Annotated in this window: 15 protein-coding genes; 11 read left to right on the top strand and 4 right to left on the bottom strand. The window is 71.6% G+C overall.

The features are described from left to right. Positions 1-5: 5 nt before the first annotated feature. Entirely contained in the window at positions 6-692 is a 687-nt protein-coding gene (trmB, locus tag F4553_RS31005) for a tRNA (guanosine(46)-N7)-methyltransferase TrmB (RefSeq protein ID WP_184843130.1), read from the top strand. Here the strand turns inward: trmB and F4553_RS31000 are convergent. Continuing rightward, entirely contained in the window at positions 689-1507 is an 819-nt protein-coding gene (locus F4553_RS31000) for an AfsR/SARP family transcriptional regulator (protein ID WP_184843128.1), read from the bottom strand. The genes trmB and F4553_RS31000 overlap by 4 nt on opposite strands. Before the next feature lie 270 nt (positions 1508-1777). Between F4553_RS31000 and accA the strand changes: the two genes are divergently transcribed. From accA to F4553_RS30955, 9 genes are read left to right on the top strand one after another with little or no spacing between them, the layout of a single operon-like run. Further along, on the top strand, positions 1778-3526 hold the full coding sequence (gene accA, locus F4553_RS30995; RefSeq protein ID WP_184843125.1) for an acetyl-CoA carboxylase carboxyltransferase subunit alpha/beta: 1749 nt from the start codon (positions 1778-1780) through the stop codon (positions 3524-3526). Beyond that, positions 3523-4056, top strand: coding sequence for an acetyl-CoA carboxylase biotin carboxyl carrier protein (locus F4553_RS30990; protein WP_184843123.1), 534 nt, complete (start codon positions 3523-3525; stop codon positions 4054-4056). The genes accA and F4553_RS30990 overlap by 4 nt, the downstream gene beginning before the upstream one ends. A gap of 3 nt (positions 4057-4059) precedes the next feature. Further along, complete coding sequence (locus F4553_RS30985) at positions 4060-5421, top strand: acetyl-CoA carboxylase biotin carboxylase subunit (protein ID WP_184843120.1); 1362 nt, start codon at positions 4060-4062, stop codon at positions 5419-5421. A 17-nt stretch (positions 5422-5438) separates the two neighbouring features. Then, entirely contained in the window at positions 5439-5705 is a 267-nt protein-coding gene (locus tag F4553_RS30980; protein ID WP_184843117.1) for an acyl carrier protein, read from the top strand. Next, positions 5702-6178, top strand: a complete 477-nt coding sequence (locus tag F4553_RS30975; RefSeq protein ID WP_184843114.1) for an SRPBCC family protein — start codon at positions 5702-5704, stop codon at positions 6176-6178. Before F4553_RS30980 ends, F4553_RS30975 begins: the two co-directional genes overlap by 4 nt. 44 nt (positions 6179-6222) lie before the next feature. Then, entirely contained in the window at positions 6223-6645 is a 423-nt protein-coding gene (locus tag F4553_RS30970; RefSeq protein WP_184843111.1) for a cupin domain-containing protein, read from the top strand. Next, positions 6642-7925: a beta-ketoacyl-[acyl-carrier-protein] synthase family protein gene (locus tag F4553_RS30965; protein WP_184843108.1), complete on the top strand. Its 1284-nt coding sequence runs from the start codon at positions 6642-6644 to the stop codon at positions 7923-7925. The genes F4553_RS30970 and F4553_RS30965 overlap by 4 nt, the downstream gene beginning before the upstream one ends. 23 nt (positions 7926-7948) lie before the next feature. Beyond that, positions 7949-9196, top strand: a complete 1248-nt coding sequence (locus F4553_RS30960) for a beta-ketoacyl synthase N-terminal-like domain-containing protein (RefSeq protein ID WP_246467533.1) — start codon at positions 7949-7951, stop codon at positions 9194-9196. After that, positions 9193-11685, top strand: coding sequence for an FAD-dependent oxidoreductase (locus F4553_RS30955; RefSeq protein WP_221470547.1), 2493 nt, complete (start codon positions 9193-9195; stop codon positions 11683-11685). Before F4553_RS30960 ends, F4553_RS30955 begins: the two co-directional genes overlap by 4 nt. 73 nt (positions 11686-11758) lie before the next feature. On the opposite strand, the gene F4553_RS30950 is transcribed toward F4553_RS30955, so the two are convergent. Further along, on the bottom strand, positions 11759-13240 hold the full coding sequence (locus tag F4553_RS30950) for an NAD(P)/FAD-dependent oxidoreductase (RefSeq protein ID WP_221470546.1): 1482 nt from the start codon (positions 13238-13240) through the stop codon (positions 11759-11761). An 80-nt stretch (positions 13241-13320) separates the two neighbouring features. Here F4553_RS30950 and F4553_RS30945 point away from each other — a divergent pair, with 80 nt between their 5' ends. Next, entirely contained in the window at positions 13321-13656 is a 336-nt protein-coding gene (locus tag F4553_RS30945; protein ID WP_184843099.1) for a TcmI family type II polyketide cyclase, read from the top strand. A gap of 60 nt (positions 13657-13716) precedes the next feature. On the opposite strand, the gene F4553_RS30940 is transcribed toward F4553_RS30945, so the two are convergent. Then, the gene (locus F4553_RS30940; protein WP_184843096.1) at positions 13717-14424 is read right to left on the bottom strand and encodes a winged helix-turn-helix domain-containing protein; all 708 of its coding nucleotides are present in this window, start codon (positions 14422-14424) and stop codon (positions 13717-13719) included. A gap of 9 nt (positions 14425-14433) precedes the next feature. Next, positions 14434-15210, bottom strand: a complete 777-nt coding sequence (gene pstB, locus F4553_RS30935; protein ID WP_184843093.1) for a phosphate ABC transporter ATP-binding protein PstB — start codon at positions 15208-15210, stop codon at positions 14434-14436. Positions 15211-15212: the final 2 nt, after the last annotated feature.

The following is a 15212-nucleotide window of genomic DNA, read 5'->3' as shown; positions in this document are numbered from 1 at the left end:
CGGCGATGGACACACGACAGCAGGCAAAGATCCGGACATTCCACCCTCGGCGGGGGCGCCTCGGCGACCGGCGCGGTGACATCTTCGAGCGGCTCTGGCCCGTCTACGGCCTGGAGATCCCGCGCCACCCCGATCAGCTGCTCGACGTGGCCGCGCTCTTCGGCCGGTCGGCGCCCCTCGTCCTCGAGATCGGCTCGGGGATGGGCGAGGCGACCTGGGCGATGGCCGCCGCCGATCCCGACCGCGACTACCTCGCCGTCGAGGTGCACACCCCCGGCATCGCGAGCCTGCTCGGCGAGGTCGAGGAGCGCGGGCTCACCAACGTCCGGGTGGGGCTCGGCGACGCCGTGGAGCTGGTCGAGCACATGCTGGTCGAGGAGAGCCTGTCCGGCGTACACGTCTTCTTCCCGGACCCGTGGCCGAAGGCGCGGCACCACAAGCGGCGGCTCATCCAGCCCGCGCACGTGGCGCTGCTGCGCTCGCGCCTCGTCCCCGGCGGCAGGCTGCACTGCGCGACGGACTGGGCCGAGTATGCCGAGCAGATGCTCTCGACCGTCGAGGCCGATCCGGGCCTGGTCAACGAGTATGACGGCTTCGCGCCCCGCCCCGACTGGCGGCCGATGACGAAGTTCGAGCGGCGGGGCCGGGATGCCGGGCGGGACATCTTCGACCTGATCTGCCGACGGCGTTAGAGCGTGACGGCCAGCTCGTCGGCGAAGGTGGGGCAGAGCACGACGTCGAGGCTGGGATCGGCCGTCAGGATGGCGTGCTGGAGCCGGTGGATCCGCTGCGACGGCTCCAGCCCGATGTCGTCGAGCAGGGTGGTCCGCAGCCGGTGGAAGGCTTCGAGCGCTTCGTTGCGCCGCCCGGCCCGGTAGAGCGCGATCATGAACTGGGCCTGGAGGTCCTCGTTGAGCGGGTGCCGGACGGCGAGGCTGCCCAGCTCGCCCAGGACCGCGTGGTGCCGGTCCAGGCGCAGTTCGGCGTCGATGCGCTGCTGGCAGGCCGCGAGCCGGTCCTCCTCCAGCCGGGACACCTCGACCTTCAGCACCGGGCCGAGCTTGATGTCGGCGAGCGCCGTGTCCTGCCACAGCTCCAGTGCGCCGCTGAGCAGCCGCGAGCCGTCGTCGAGGCTGCCGTCCGCGAGCGCCGACCGGGCCGCGCCGACGAGCCGCTCGTAGTCGTGCAGGTCGAGCTCCCCCGGCTGGGCCTGGAGCCGGTAGCCGCTGGAGGCGGTGACGAGGACGTCCCGTGCCACGTCGGCGGAGTCCAGGCCGCTCGCCTGTGCCAGCATTCGGCGGATCTGCAGCACGTATGTCTGGATGATGGTCTGAGCGCTCGCCGGCGGCTCGTCGCCCCACAGCTCCAGGCTCAAGGTCTCGATGGGTACGAGGAGGTTGGCCCGCACCAGGAGCAGCGCCAGCACCTTGCGGGGCTTGGGCGCGGTCAGCCGGCCGACGACCGGCCCGGACCGCACCGCGAGGCGGCCGAGAACGCAATACTCCATATCTCCCCCCAACGTTCGTTCAATTTCTCAAAATTCTCATAGAGCGACAGATCGTATTCTCAGGATTATCTCAGCATTTAGACCGTAACGGGCAGCGGAAGCTGACTATCCGCGCCGTGGCGCCGCAAATTTGCCCAGCTCAGCGGCCATTTCTCAAGCGAGGCTTGACCAGCCTTCAAGCCGACCAGTGAAACCCTCCTCGCATAGGCCTTTTGACCAGGCGAAAAACGCCTGCGAGCAGGCTCCGCCGGGTGCGAAGGAGGGGAATTCGTGTCGAAGCCCACTGCAGACCACACTGCGCCGGACTGGGTCCTGTGCGGCGGGTGCCACGCCGTGATCTATCAGAAGCAGCTCGCCCGCAGCCTCGGGGTCTGCCCGCAGTGCGGCCACTACGCGCCGCTGACCGCGCCCGACCGGCTCGCCCTGATCGCCGACCCCGGCTCCCTGGTGCCGCTGGAGTTCACCGTCGACGGCGGCGATCCGCTGGTGTTCACCGACAGCCTGCCCTACCCGAGGCGGGTCGCCGACGCCCGCGCGGCCACCGGCCTCGCCGAGGCCGCCGTCTGCGCCCGACTGACCATCGGGGGTACGCCGACGATCGCCGCCGTCATGGACTTCCGCTTCCTGGGCGGCAGCCTCGGCGGGGCGGTCGGGGAGCTGATCACGCTCTCCGCCGAGACGGCTCTCGCCGAGCGCCTGCCGTTGCTGCTGGTGACCGCGTCGGGTGGCGTACGCATGCAGGAGGGCGTCATCGGCCTGATGCAGATGGTGAAGACGACCCAGGCGCTCCACCAGCTCGACGAGGCCGGACTGCTGACGGTCTGCCTGATCGCCGATCCGACCTACGGCGGCGTCGCGGCGTCGTTCGCGATGCTCGGCGACATCATCGTCGCCGAACCCGGCGCCCGGCTGGGCTTCGCCGGGCCACGGGTGATCGCGCAGACGATCGGGCAGGAGCTGCCGCCCGGCTTCCAGACCGCCGAGTTCCTGCTGGAACGAGGTTTCATCGACCAGGTCTGCCCGCGCTCGGCGATCCGGGACCGGCTGGGCCGGCTGCTGTCGATCGCCACCCGCCGCCATGACGGCGATCTGTCTTCGCAGCGTGCGCCGGAGGACCGGATCGTGATCCGCGAGCCCGAGCAGCTCGCCGACCGGCCCGCCTGGGACGCCGTTCGCCGGGCCCGGCACATCGGCCGTCCCACCACCTCGGACTACCTGCGCCTGATCCTGGACGACTTCGAGGAGCTGCGCGGCGACCGGCTCGGCGGCGACTGCCGGGCGATCATCGGCGGCGTGGGCCGGCTCGGTGGCGAGTCGATCGTCGCGATCGGCCACGAGAAGGGCCACAACGCCGCGGAGCTGGCCGCACACGGCTACGGCATGCCGGGTCCGGCCGGTTATCGCAAGGCCGGCCGGCTGCTGCGCCTCGCCGCCAAGTGGGGTCTGCCGGTGGTGACGCTCGTCGACACCCCCGGTGCCCACCCCGGACTCGAAGCCGAGCTGCAGGGGCAGGCCACCGCGATCGCGGAGAACCTGCGGCTGATGGGCGCCCTGCCCGTCCCGGTCGTCACGGTCATCACCGGCGAGGGGTGCAGCGGCGGCGCGCTCGCCATCGCGGTCGCCGACCGGGTGCTGGTCATGGAGAACGGCTTCTACACCGTGATCAGTCCGGAGGGCTGCGCGGCGATCCTCTGGCGCGACTCGGCCGAGGCTCCGGCCGCCGCCGAGGCGCTGCGCCTCGACGCCCGGTCCCTGCTCCAGCTCGGTGTCGTCGACGGCGTCGTCCCGGAACCGCCGGGCGGCGCGGAGACCGACCACGTCTCGGCCGCCGCCGCGGTGCGCACCGCGGTCCTCGCCGAGCTCGCCGACCTCGCCGCACTCGACTCGGCGCGGCTCGTCGCCAACCGGCGCAGGCGCTTCCGCGCCTTCGGCGGCCGCCTCGACCAGCCGGGCCACGACGGGAACCACGCCGTGAGCGCCGCCGCCGCGGAGCTCGTCTTCGAAGGAGGTCTGCGATGACCGAGGTAGTCGAGCCCGTCCGGGTCGACCCCGACACCGGCACGCACCAGCTCGCCCGGGCGCTGAGCGACGCCCGGTGCAGCGCACAGGAGTTCCTGGCGGGGCTGGAGAACCAGCCGCGGACGCTGCGCATCCGGGCGAGCGACGTCGTGGTCGAGTTCGAGTGGGGCCAGACTCCGCCGGACCCCGACTGGACCCCGACCGCCGCGAAGGAGAGCATCCCGGCCGTCGCCGAGGCGCCCTGCCCCGGCGGCGGCGTGCTCGACATCTGCTCGCCGACCGTCGGCACCTTCTTCCGGGCGCCGCAGCCGGGCGCCGCGCCCTTCGTCGCGGAGGGCGACCGGGTACGCCGGGGCCAGCAGGTCGGCATCGTCGAGGCGATGAAGCTGATGATCCCGGTCGAGGCCGAACTGGACGGTCAGGTCGTCGCGGTCCTCGTCGGCGACGGCAGCTCGGTCGAGTTCGGCGAGCGGCTCTTCGCCGTCGAGCCCGTGGCGAACCCGACGCCGACCGCAGCGGGACAGGCGTAAGCGATGATCAACAAGGTGCTCATCGCCAATCGCGGCGAGATCGCGCTGCGGATCGCCCGGACCTGCCGGGAGCTGGGCCTGGGCGTGGTCGCGGTCTACTCCACCGAGGACCGGGACTCGGCCGTGGTGCGCTTCGCCGACCAGGCCGTCTGCATCGGCCCCGCGCCCTCGAAACGCAGCTACCTCAACCTCTCGGCGATCATCGAGGCGGCGGTCCGGACCGGGGCCGACGCGGTGCACCCCGGTTACGGCTTCCTCTCCGAGGTGCCCGACTTCGCGGAGGCGTGCGCGCTGTCCGGCCTGACCTTCGTCGGGCCGCCGGCGGGCGTGATCGAGCGCCTCGGCGACAAGTCGGCGGCCCGGGCCGCGATGAGCGACGCCGGGCTCCCGATGCTGCCGGGCAGCATCGAGCCGATCGCCGACGCCGACGAGGCGGAGAAGGCCGCGGCCGACATCGGCTACCCCGTCATCGTCAAGGCGGTCGCCGGTGGCGGCGGACGCGGGATGCAGGTGGTGCACGACCCCGGCGACCTGCCGCAGCGCTACCGCGAGGTCCGCGGCGTGGCCCACTCGCTCTTCGGGGACGACCGCGTCTACATCGAGCGATACCTGCCCGCCGCCCGGCACGTCGAGGTCCAGGTGCTCTGCGACGGCTACGGCGACGGCGTCCACCTGGGGCAGCGTGACTGCTCCGTCCAGCGCCGACGCCAGAAGATCATCGAGGAGGCGCCCGCGCCGAACCTGCCGGCCGGGCTCGCCGACCGGATGGGCGAGGCCGCCCTGCGCGGTGTTCTCGCCGCGGGCTATGTCGGTGCGGGGACCGTCGAGTTCCTCGTGGACGACCTGGGCCGATTCTCCTTCATGGAGGTCAACTGCCGGATCCAGGTGGAGCACCCGATCACCGAGATGATCTTCGGGGTCGATCTGGTACGCGAGCAGTTGCGCATCGCCGCCGGTGAGCCGCTCGGCCTGGTCCAGTCCGAGCTGGTGCCCCGGGGAACGGCGATCGAGTGCCGGGTGAACGCCGAGGACCCGAGCCGGGACTTCATGCCGACTCCCGGCGTGCTGACCGAGTTCGCCATGCCGGGCGGGCCGTTCGTCCGCACAGACACCGACGCCCGGCCCGGCTGCCGCGTGTCGGCTGTCTACGACCCGCTGCTGGCGAAGGTGGCCGTCTGGGCACCCGATCGACCGCAGGCGCTGGCCCGGATGCGCCGGGCGCTCGACGAGGTCCACGTCGTCGGCCCGGGTGTCTGCACCAATCGCGACTTCCTGCGCACCGCCCTGGACCACCCCGACTTCATCGCGGGGACCCACGACACGTCGCTCGTCGCCGACCTGGCGAAGAGTGCCGCCGATCACTGACCGGAAAGGAAGATCCCATGTCCACCGAGACCTTCACGCAGGACGACCTGATGACGCTCCTCGTCGCCAAGGTCGGCCTGCCGGACAGCGCGCGTACCGACGATCCGTCGGCGACCTTCGCCGATGTCGGCCTGGACTCGCTCGCCTACCTGCAGATGCAGGCCGAGCTCGCGGCCGGTTACGCCGTCGAGATCCCCGGCGACCAGCCGCTGAGCTTCTCCTTCGGCGACATCGTCACCGCCGTGAACGCCCGGCCCGCCCTCGTCGAGGAGGGGAGCCGGTGAGCGCCCCGACCGTCGGCCACGTCGACAACGCGATCGTCATCAAGGCCGATCTCGACCTCGTCTGGGACGTCACCAACGACGTCGAGCAGTGGCCGGAGCTGTTCACCGAATACTCCGCGGCCGAGATCCTCGCCCGGGACGGCGACACCGTCCGCTTCCGGCTCAGCATGCATCCGGACGAGAACGGCAAGGTCTGGAGCTGGGTCTCGGAGCGCACGGCCGACCGGGCCGAGCGGCGCGTCGTCGCGCGCCGGGTCGAGCCCGGCCCGTTCGAGTTCATGAACATCGAATGGGACTACAGCACCGAGGCGGACGGCACCCGGATGCGCTGGGTGCAGGACTTCCGGATGCGGCCCGAGGCGCCCATCGACACCGCGGCCATGACCCGGCGGATCAACGCCAACACGGCGGTCCAGATGGACGTGATCCGGCGCAAGCTCGAGCTTCTCGCCGCCGAACAGCCGACCCGCTGAGCCGTGCTCCACAACCTCATCCACCGACCGCACGGGAGACCACCATGACCATCGAAACCAGCGGTACCACCGAAGCCATCAAGACCCTCTGCATCGACGACGTGCCGGCCAACCGCAAGCGCGGCGGCGACGTCCGCACCCTGCTCTCCCCCGGCACGGTCGGCTCGACCGCCGGGTTCCTCGGCACCGTGCGGCTGCTGCCGGGCGAGGTGGTGACCGAGCACCTGCACCCCTACTCGGAGGAGTTCCTCTTCTGCGTGGAGGGGGAGATCACGCTGCGGCTCGACGGGCAGGACCGGCCCGTACGCGCCCGGGAAGGCGTGATGATCCCGATCGGCGTACGCCATCGGGTGATGCAGGAGGGCACGGAACCCGCGTTCCTCGTCTTCTTCCTCGGCCCGCTGGCCCCCGAGCCGCACCTGGGGCATGTGGACACCGAGCCCTATCCGGAGGGGAGCACCGCATGAACACGGCCCGCCGGACCGTCGTGACCGGGGTGGGCGTCGTGGCCCCGGGCGGCGTGAACCGCAAGGCGTTCTGGCAGTTGCTGACCGACGGCCGCACGGCCACCCGGCGGATCACCGTCTTCGATCCGGCGGAGTTCCGCTCCCAGATCGCCGCGGAGTGCGACTTCGACCCGATCCTGGCCGGCCTGACACCGCAGGAGGTCTACCGCAACGACCGCTTCATCCAGTTCGCCATGGTCGCGGCGGACGAGGCGGTGGCGCAGAGCGGGCTGGACCTCACCTCGGGCGGCGGCGTCGACCACGACACCGTGGCGATCAGCATCGGCAGCGCGATCGGCGCCACGATCCGCCTCGAGGACGAGCACATGGTGGTGAGCGACAACGGGCGGAACTGGCTGGTCGACGAGCGGTACGCCAGCCGCTTCCTCTACCAGGCGCTGACGCCGAGCAGCGCCGCGACGGAGCTCGCCTGCCGTTTCGGGACCCACGGTCCGGCGACGGTCGTCTCGACCGGCTGCACCTCCGGGCTCGACGCGATCGGCCACGGCCATCAGCTGATCGTCGACGGCGAGGCCGAGGTCGTGATCGCCGGTGCCGCGGAGGCGCCGATCTCGCCGATCTCGATGGCCTGCTTCGACGCGATCAAGGCCACCTCGTCCCGCAACGACGATCCCGAGCACGCGTCCCGCCCGTTCGACGCGACCCGGGACGGCTTCGTGATGGGCGAGGGCGGCGCGGTCCTGGTGCTGGAGGAGTACGAGCACGCCCGGCGCCGTGACGCCGACATCCTCTGCGAGGTGCGCGGCTTCGCCAACCGGTGCAACGGATTCCACATGACCGGGCTGCGGCCCGACGGGATCGAGATGGCCGAGGCGATCACCGACGCGCTGCACCAGGCGGAGCTGGACCCGACCGAGGTGCACTACGTCAACGCGCACGGTTCGGGGACCAAGCAGAACGACCGGCACGAGACGGCCGCCTTCAAGCGCAGCCTCGGCGAGCACGCGTACCGCGTACCGGTGAGCTCGATCAAATCCATGGTCGGGCACTCGCTGGGGGCGATCGGGGCGATCGAGCTCGCGGCGTGCGTGCTCGCGATCCGCCACGGCGTCGTCCCGCCGACGGCGAACTTCGAGCACCCCGACCCGGAGTGCGACCTCGACTACGTGCCGAGGGAGGCCCGCAGGCAGCGGGTCGACGCCGTGCTCTCGGTCGGCAGCGGGTTCGGCGGCTTCCAGTCGGCGGTCGTCCTCGCCCGCCCCACCGGGAGGACCCGATGAAACCGGCCGACAGGGAGGACCCGATGCACCCGAAACGGATGGTCTTCACCGGCATCGGGGTGGTCGCACCGAGCGGTGTCGGCACCGAGGAGCACTGGCGCTCGACGCTCGCGGGCGAGCTGCGCGTGAGCCCGATCGAGGGCTTCGACGCGTCCCGCTACCCCACCACGCTCGCCGGACAGGTGCACGGGTTCGTCGCCGAGGAGCACATCGACGCGCGGCTGATCATCCAGACCGACCACTGGACGCAGCTCGGGCTGGCGGCCGCGCAGCTCGCCCTCGACGACGCCAAGTACGACCCGTCGGCCTACGACCCGTACAGCACCGGGGTGCTGTTGGCGGCGAACTACGGCGGCAGCCTCTTCGGACAGCGGGAGATCGTGGCGATGTGCCACGGCGGGCCGAGCGCGGTCACGGCCTACCAGTCGATCGCCTGGTTCTACGCCGCCTGCGCGGGTCAGACGTCCATCCTGAACGGCGCGAAGGGCCCGGCCTCGGTGGTCGTCGGCGATCACGCGGGCGGGCTGGACAGCCTGGGCGCCGCCCGCCGCGTCATCCGGCGCGGTACGCGGGCGGCGCTCGTCGGCGGCACCGAGGCACCCGTGGCGCCCTACGCACTCGTCTGCCAGATGATGGGCGGCCGGTTGACCGAGAGCCGCGACCCGCGTACCGGATATAAGCCTTTCGATGTTGAAGCGAACGGCTACGCGCCGGGTGAGGGCGGCGCGCTGCTGATGGTCGAGGAGGCCGCCGCGGCCGCCGAGCGTGGCGCGCCGCAGATCTATGCCGAGCTGGCCGGTTATGCCGCGACCCACGACGGCGAGCACATCAGCGCGCCGCCCGCCGACTGCCGCCAGCTCGCCCGGGCCATGCGGGGCGCGCTCGCGGACGCCTCGGTCAGCCCCGACGACGTCGATGTGATCGTCGCCGACGGCGCCGGGACGCCAGAGCTCGACGCGCTGGAGGTGCGGGCGATCCGCGAGGTGTTCGGCGACCGGGCCGGGTCGATCCCGGTCACGGCACCGCAGGGCTTCGTCGGTCGGCTCTGCGCCGGCGGCCCGTCGCTGAACGTCGCCACCGCCCTGCTCGCGATGCGGGACGGGCTGATCCCGGCCGTGGGCAACCTGACCCGGCCCGTGCCCTGCTACGGACTGGACTTCGTTCGCGAGCCGCGACCGGCCCGGGTCGACGTCGTCCTCGTCACCGCCCGCGGATACGGCGGATTCAACAGCTCCATCGTGCTCAAGAGCTATCTGGAGGGAGAGCAATGACCGAGGTGGCCGACGACGACCGGGTTCGCACGGTCCTGCGGATGCGGGCCCGGGAAGGCTGCGAGGATGCCTTCGCCAGTGCCTGGCGCGATGCGGCGCAGGAGATCAGCCGGGTGCCGGGCAACCTGCACCAGGAGCTGATCCGCGACGTTCAGGACCCGCGTACCTTCCTCATCACCAGCGACTGGAGCGACGCGGAGTCGCTGGAGCGGTTCGGCCGCAGCGCTGCCCGCGACCGGCTCACCGCGGCGCTGCGCGACCTGCGGGAATCCGCCGACAAGAACACCTATCACGTGCTGCACGCGGTGAAGGCGAAGGGGCCGTCGATCCGGGTGGTCGTGACGATCACCGTCGCCGAGGGCGAGGAGGACGCCTACGAGCAGGCGTACCGCAAGGTCGCCGAGCGGATGCGGGGTACGCCGGGCCACATCCGCGAGGAGCTGCTGCGCGAGCCGGGGACCTCGACCTACCACCTCTTCGCGGAGTGGGAGTCGGAGGAGGTCTTCAACGCCTGGGCCGACGATCCGTCGCATCTGGACAAGACCGCGCCGATCCTGCCCTACCTGCTCGCCAGCTTCTCGCGGAAGACCTACCACATCGTGACCCGGCCCGAGGAGTCCGCGCCGGTCGCCACGGAGCCGGTCGGTGCGGAGCCGGTCGTCGCGGAGCCGGTCTCGGGCGCACCGGCCGAAGCCGCGCCGGTGGCGGTGCCGACGCCGGTCGCCGTGGCGCACTCGGCGCTGCCCGCGACCGGGATCACCGACTCCGCGACCCTCGGCCCGGCCGATCAGGTCCGCGAGGCCGAAGCCGAGGCGACCGCGGCGGCCCGCCCGGTGGTGCCCGGCGAGCGCGGCGGCGCCTTCGACACCGACGTGCTCGTCGTCGGCGCCGGACCCGCCGGGCTCACCACCGCGATCGAGCTGGCCCGGCGCGGCATCGGCTGCCGCCTCGTCGACAAGCGCGCCGAGGCGTCGACCAGCGCCGACAAGGCGATCGGCGTGCAGTGCAGGACCATGGAGATCTGGGAGGACCTGGGCATCGTCCAGGAGGCGATGAACGCCGGTGTCTGGCTGCACGGGCAGACCGTCTACGTCAACGGCGAGCTCACCCACCAGATCGGCTGGGACCTGCCGGACCTGCCCTACGCCCACCTGGGACTGCCGCAATACGACACCGAGCGGCTCCTCGGCAAGCGCCTGCGCGAGCAGGGCGTCGCCGTCGAACGCGGCGTGGAGCTGCGGAGCTTCACCCAGGACGACGACGGCGTCACCGCCCTGCTGCGGCACGCCTCCGGCGAGACGGAGACGGTGCGGGCCCGCTACCTGGTCGGCGGCGACGGCGCGCACAGCACGGTCCGGGAGCAGCTCGGCCTCGCCTTCGAGGGCGGCATGAGCATGTTCCCGCAGCTCTTCATGCTCGGCGACGTCGATCTCGACTGGTCGGTGCCCGAGGGGCATCTGCTGCGTTTCGTCGAGCTCGACGACGGCGAGATGAAGGGCATGCTGGTCTGCGTACCGCTCAAGGGCAACGGCCGCTACCGGGTGGCGACGCTCGCACCGGCGCACCTGCAGGCCGAGGTCGGCACCGGTCCCGTCCCGCCCGGCTTCTGCAAGGAGTACACGCCGCCGGGGATCGCCGACATCCAGGCGGTGCTCGACCGGCTGGCTCCCGCGGGCACGACCGCGAGCAACCTGCGCTGGTCGTCGATCTTCCGGATCAAGCACGGCATCGTCGACCGCTACCGGGTCGGCCGGGTCTTCGTCGCCGGGGACGCCGCGCACCTGCACCCGCCCGCCGGCGGCCAGGGCATGAACACCGGCATCCAGGACGGCTGGAACCTCGGCTGGAAGCTGGCCCTCGCCGTTCGCGGGCTCGCCGCACCGGGTCTGCTCGACACCTACGAGGCCGAGCGCCGCCCCGCCGGGAAGTCGATCGTCGACCGGGCGGTCCGGGTCGCGTTCACCGACGAGATCGACATGGACGACGAGCGGGAGCAGTTCCTGACCGACATGCAGATGAACCTCAGCTACGCGGGCAGCCCGGTCGTCGGCGAGGCGGTCGAGGAGCCCCTCGACGGGGTGCGGCCGGGAGACCGGGCACCGGACGTGACCACCCTGCGGCGCTTCGGCGTCGGGCACCCGGTGCGGTTGTTCGACCTGACCCGGGGCACGGCGCACACGCTGCTCGTCTACGCCGACGCGACGGTCGGCGAGGAGGAGATGATCCGGTTCGAGAAGCTCGCCGCCAACATCCGCGCCGAGGACCCGGATCTGATCAACATCTACCTCCTGGCGAGCCCGGACGCGATCGTGCCGTCCAGATCGGACCTGCCGGTGCTGCGGGACGACGGCGACGCGTTCCGGGCGGCGTACGGGCTGCGCGGCTCGGGTGCCTACCTGATCCGGCCGGATGGGCACGTGGGGTTCCGCAGCGCACCGATCTCGGCGGCGGCCATCGACGCCCACCTCTGCCAGATCTTCGCCACCTGACCGGGCCGAACAGCGCCGCGCCGGGAGGATCCCGGCGCGGCGCTGTTCCGTCACACGGCGGCCACGGCGCGGTTCACGCGGCCAGCGCCGCCGCGTTCGGCTCCGGCTCGCCCACGGCCGGTGCCGCATCCGCCGACGCCAGCAGTTCCGCCCATTCCTCGCCGCTGACGAACTGCGGCATCCGCGGCGGCCCCTGCTGCCGGTCGAGCCACGCCGTGAGGTGCTCGCGGACCTCCGCGTCGGCGAAGGCGACCTCCGGTGCGACGGCGAGGTGGCGCACCTTCGCGCGGGCCCGCATCACCACCGGGTCCTGCATCGCGCAGGGGATCGACGCATACTGCGCCCGGGTCAGGTCGTCGAGGATCGGCGGCGGGCCCTGTCCCGGACCGCCCGGTCCCGAACCGCGTCGCGCGAAGAGCTCCTCGTCGCCGCCGTCGATGCGGACCTGCAGGTCGAACCACGGCTTGAGCGTCCGCTCCGCCCAGTGGAAGTGCGCCAGGGCATGGGCGTGCGGGTCCGCGATCCCGTCGATGCCGTCGGCGACCCGCTGCGCCGCGAGCAGGGTCAGCGCGACGCCCTGTCCCAGCGTCGGGTTGGTGTGGGTGATCGCGTCGCCGATCCCGACGAGCCCGGTGACAACGGGACCGGCGTCGTCGACCAGGGCGGTCCAGCGGTTGTCGAGTCCGGCCATCACCTGCACGTCGCCGAGGGCCTCCGGCTCCAGCGCGAGCCAGGGCCCGCTGGCGGGGAACCGCCGCGCCGCCGCGTCGAAGACCGCCGGATCCCGCAGCGCCGCCCGCCGGGCCTCCGCGAGCGGGACGGCGAAGGTGACCGCGAAGACGCCGCTGTCAGAGGGGAAGACGAGGTTGATGGCGAAGGGCGTCACGGCCACGTCCCAGACCCGCCCCGGGTTCTGGGGACCCTCCGGATCGAGCTGGTACCACCGGGAGTAGTAGGCCCGCCCGACGCTGTGGTTCTCCACCACGGGCGGCCGGCAGCCCGCCTCGGCGAGCCAGCCCGGGATCGGCGAGCGCCGCCCGGCCGCGTCCAGCACCAGGTCCGCGGCGACGACGCCGGCGGCGGTCCGCACACCGGTGACCCGCGGGACCGGGCCGTCGCGGTCGATGACGAGGCCGGTGACCGGCTCGTCGAAACGCAGGTCCACCCCCGCTTCCCGGGCCACCGCGTGATGCAGCGCGGTTTCGAGCACGATCCGACGGGTACGCACGGCGACGAGGTCCTCATCGCCGGGGCGGGCCGGCGGGTGCTCGGCGAACCAGTCGAACTCGTGGTACTCCCGCGCACCGAGGGCGAGCATCTCGGCGTAGACGTCGGGGGCTTCGGTCCGCAGGACCGTGCGGACCGGGGCGAGCATCGCGTGCGGCTGGACCACCTGTGGCGTACGGGGGCGGTGCCAGCCGAAGAAGTCCTGCCGGAGGTCGCCGGTGGGCCGGTGGACCTCCTGCTCGAACACCGTGACCGAGTGCCCTCGGCGGGCGAGGAAGAGCGCGGCCGAAAGGCCCCCGATCCCGCCGCCGATTACCGTGACCTGCACCAACGTACTGCCTCCAAGCTTCAGTTCGGATATACACCGATCTTCCACTGTGTATCAGGAGAAATTGGTACGTTCGGCATATGCATCGAACGATCATCGTGGCGCGCATCAACCCGAACGCGGAGCCGGACGTGGCCGGTGTCTTCGCGGAGTCGGATGCGACGCAACTGCCCTATGAGCTGGGCGTGCGTCGCCGCTCGCTCTACTCGCTCAACGACGTCTACCTGCACGTCATCGACTTCGCCGATGACCCGGTCGAGACGCTGCGCCGGGCGCCGGAGAACCCCGGCTTCCGCAAGATCAGCGCCGACCTGCGCCCGTACATCCGCGCCTACGACGAGGAGACCTGGCGGACTCCCCAGGACGCGGTGGCGAAGGAGTTCTACCGCTGGGACGCGAGCCCACTCGGAAAATAGCGTTGATCAAGGGAAGACTCGCCATCCGGGGTGTCCGGTATGCGGCGAGTCTTCCCTTGATCAACGCGAATTGGTGGTGAGGACCGGGGGGACCAGGCGGTAGCCGACTCCTCTTATCGTCAGGATCAGGTGGGGGTCCTGGTGGTCGTCGCCCAGGCGGTGGCGCAGGCGCTGGACGTGGACCGTCACCGTGTTGCTGCTCGGCTCGCCGCCCCAGACGATGTCGCGGATCTGGTCCCTCGTGACCACGCGGTCGGCGTGGGTCATGAGCAGGTGCAGCAGTCTCAGCTCCCGCATCGGCAGCCGGATCGGACGGTCGTGCAGGTGCACCGTCAAGCTCGCCGGATCCAGGCGCAGGCCGCCGCACTCCACCGGTGACCCCGGCGCGTCGAGCGGCGGCGGGGTGATCGAGCGCAGGATCGGCAGCAGCTCGCGCACCCGATAGGGATAGGCGACGCAGGCGGCGGCACCGGCCGCGAGCGCCTCGGCCGCCGCCGGCCCGTCCCCGTCACCGACCCCCAGCACCACCGGGATGGGGGTACGCGACGAGAGCGTCCGGACGAACGCCGCCCCGCCGATGATGGGCAGTCTCGTGGTGGCGAGGACGGCGTCGGGATGCTCGGTACCCGCGATGAGCAGCGCCTCCGCCCCGTCGCCACAGGAGATGACGCGAATGCCGTGCCCCGAGAGCTCCTCGGCCAGCTTCGCCGCCACCTCGTGATCGGGCTCCGCCACGAGCAGCAGCAGCCCTTCCTCCCCAGGATTCACCGTTGGACCTCAGCCGAAGCGGCCGGTGATGTAGTCCTCGGTCCGCTTCTCCTTCGGGTTCGTGAAGATCTTCGAGGTCACGTCGTGCTCGATGAGCCGGCCGGGGTCGCCCGTCTTGGAGATCGAGAAGAACGCGGTGCGGTCGGAGACCCGGGCGGCCTGCTGCATGTTGTGCGTCACGATGATGATCGTGTAGTCGTTCTTCAGCTCGAAGATGAGATCCTCGATGGCGCCGGTCGAGATCGGGTCGAGCGCCGAGCAGGGCTCGTCCATGAGCACGACCTGCGGCTCGACGGCGATCGTCCGAGCGATGCAGAGGCGCTGCTGCTGGCCGCCGGAGAGGCCCGCGCCGGGCTTGCCGAGCCGGTTCTTCACCTCGTCCCAGAGGTTCGCCGACTTCAGCGCCTTCTCGGCGGCGTTCTCCAGCTCGGACTTCTTGCGAACCCCGTTGAGCCGCAGCCCGGCCACGACGTTGTCGAAGATGCTCATCGTCGGGAACGGGTTGGGGCGCTGGAAGACCATGCCGATGGACCGGCGTACGGCGGTGACGTCGACCTCGCGGTCGTAGATGTCCTGCCCGTCCATGGCGAGCCGGCCCTCGACCCGAGCGTTCGGCAGGACCTCGTGCATGCGGTTGATCGACCGCAGGAAGGTCGACTTGCCGCAGCCGGAGGGGCCGATGAGCGCGGTGACCGAACGGGGCTCGATGGTGATCGTGATGTCCTCGATCGCCTTGAACGAGCCGTAGTAAGCGGTGACCCCCACCGCATCGATGCGCTTTGCCATGG

Origin of the sequence: Allocatelliglobosispora scoriae (assembly GCF_014204945.1) — a bacterium.
GTDB classification, from domain to species: domain Bacteria; phylum Actinomycetota; class Actinomycetes; order Mycobacteriales; family Micromonosporaceae; genus Allocatelliglobosispora; species Allocatelliglobosispora scoriae.
Note: the sequence above shows the minus strand (reverse complement) of the source record. Positions and strands in the feature narration are given on the sequence as shown.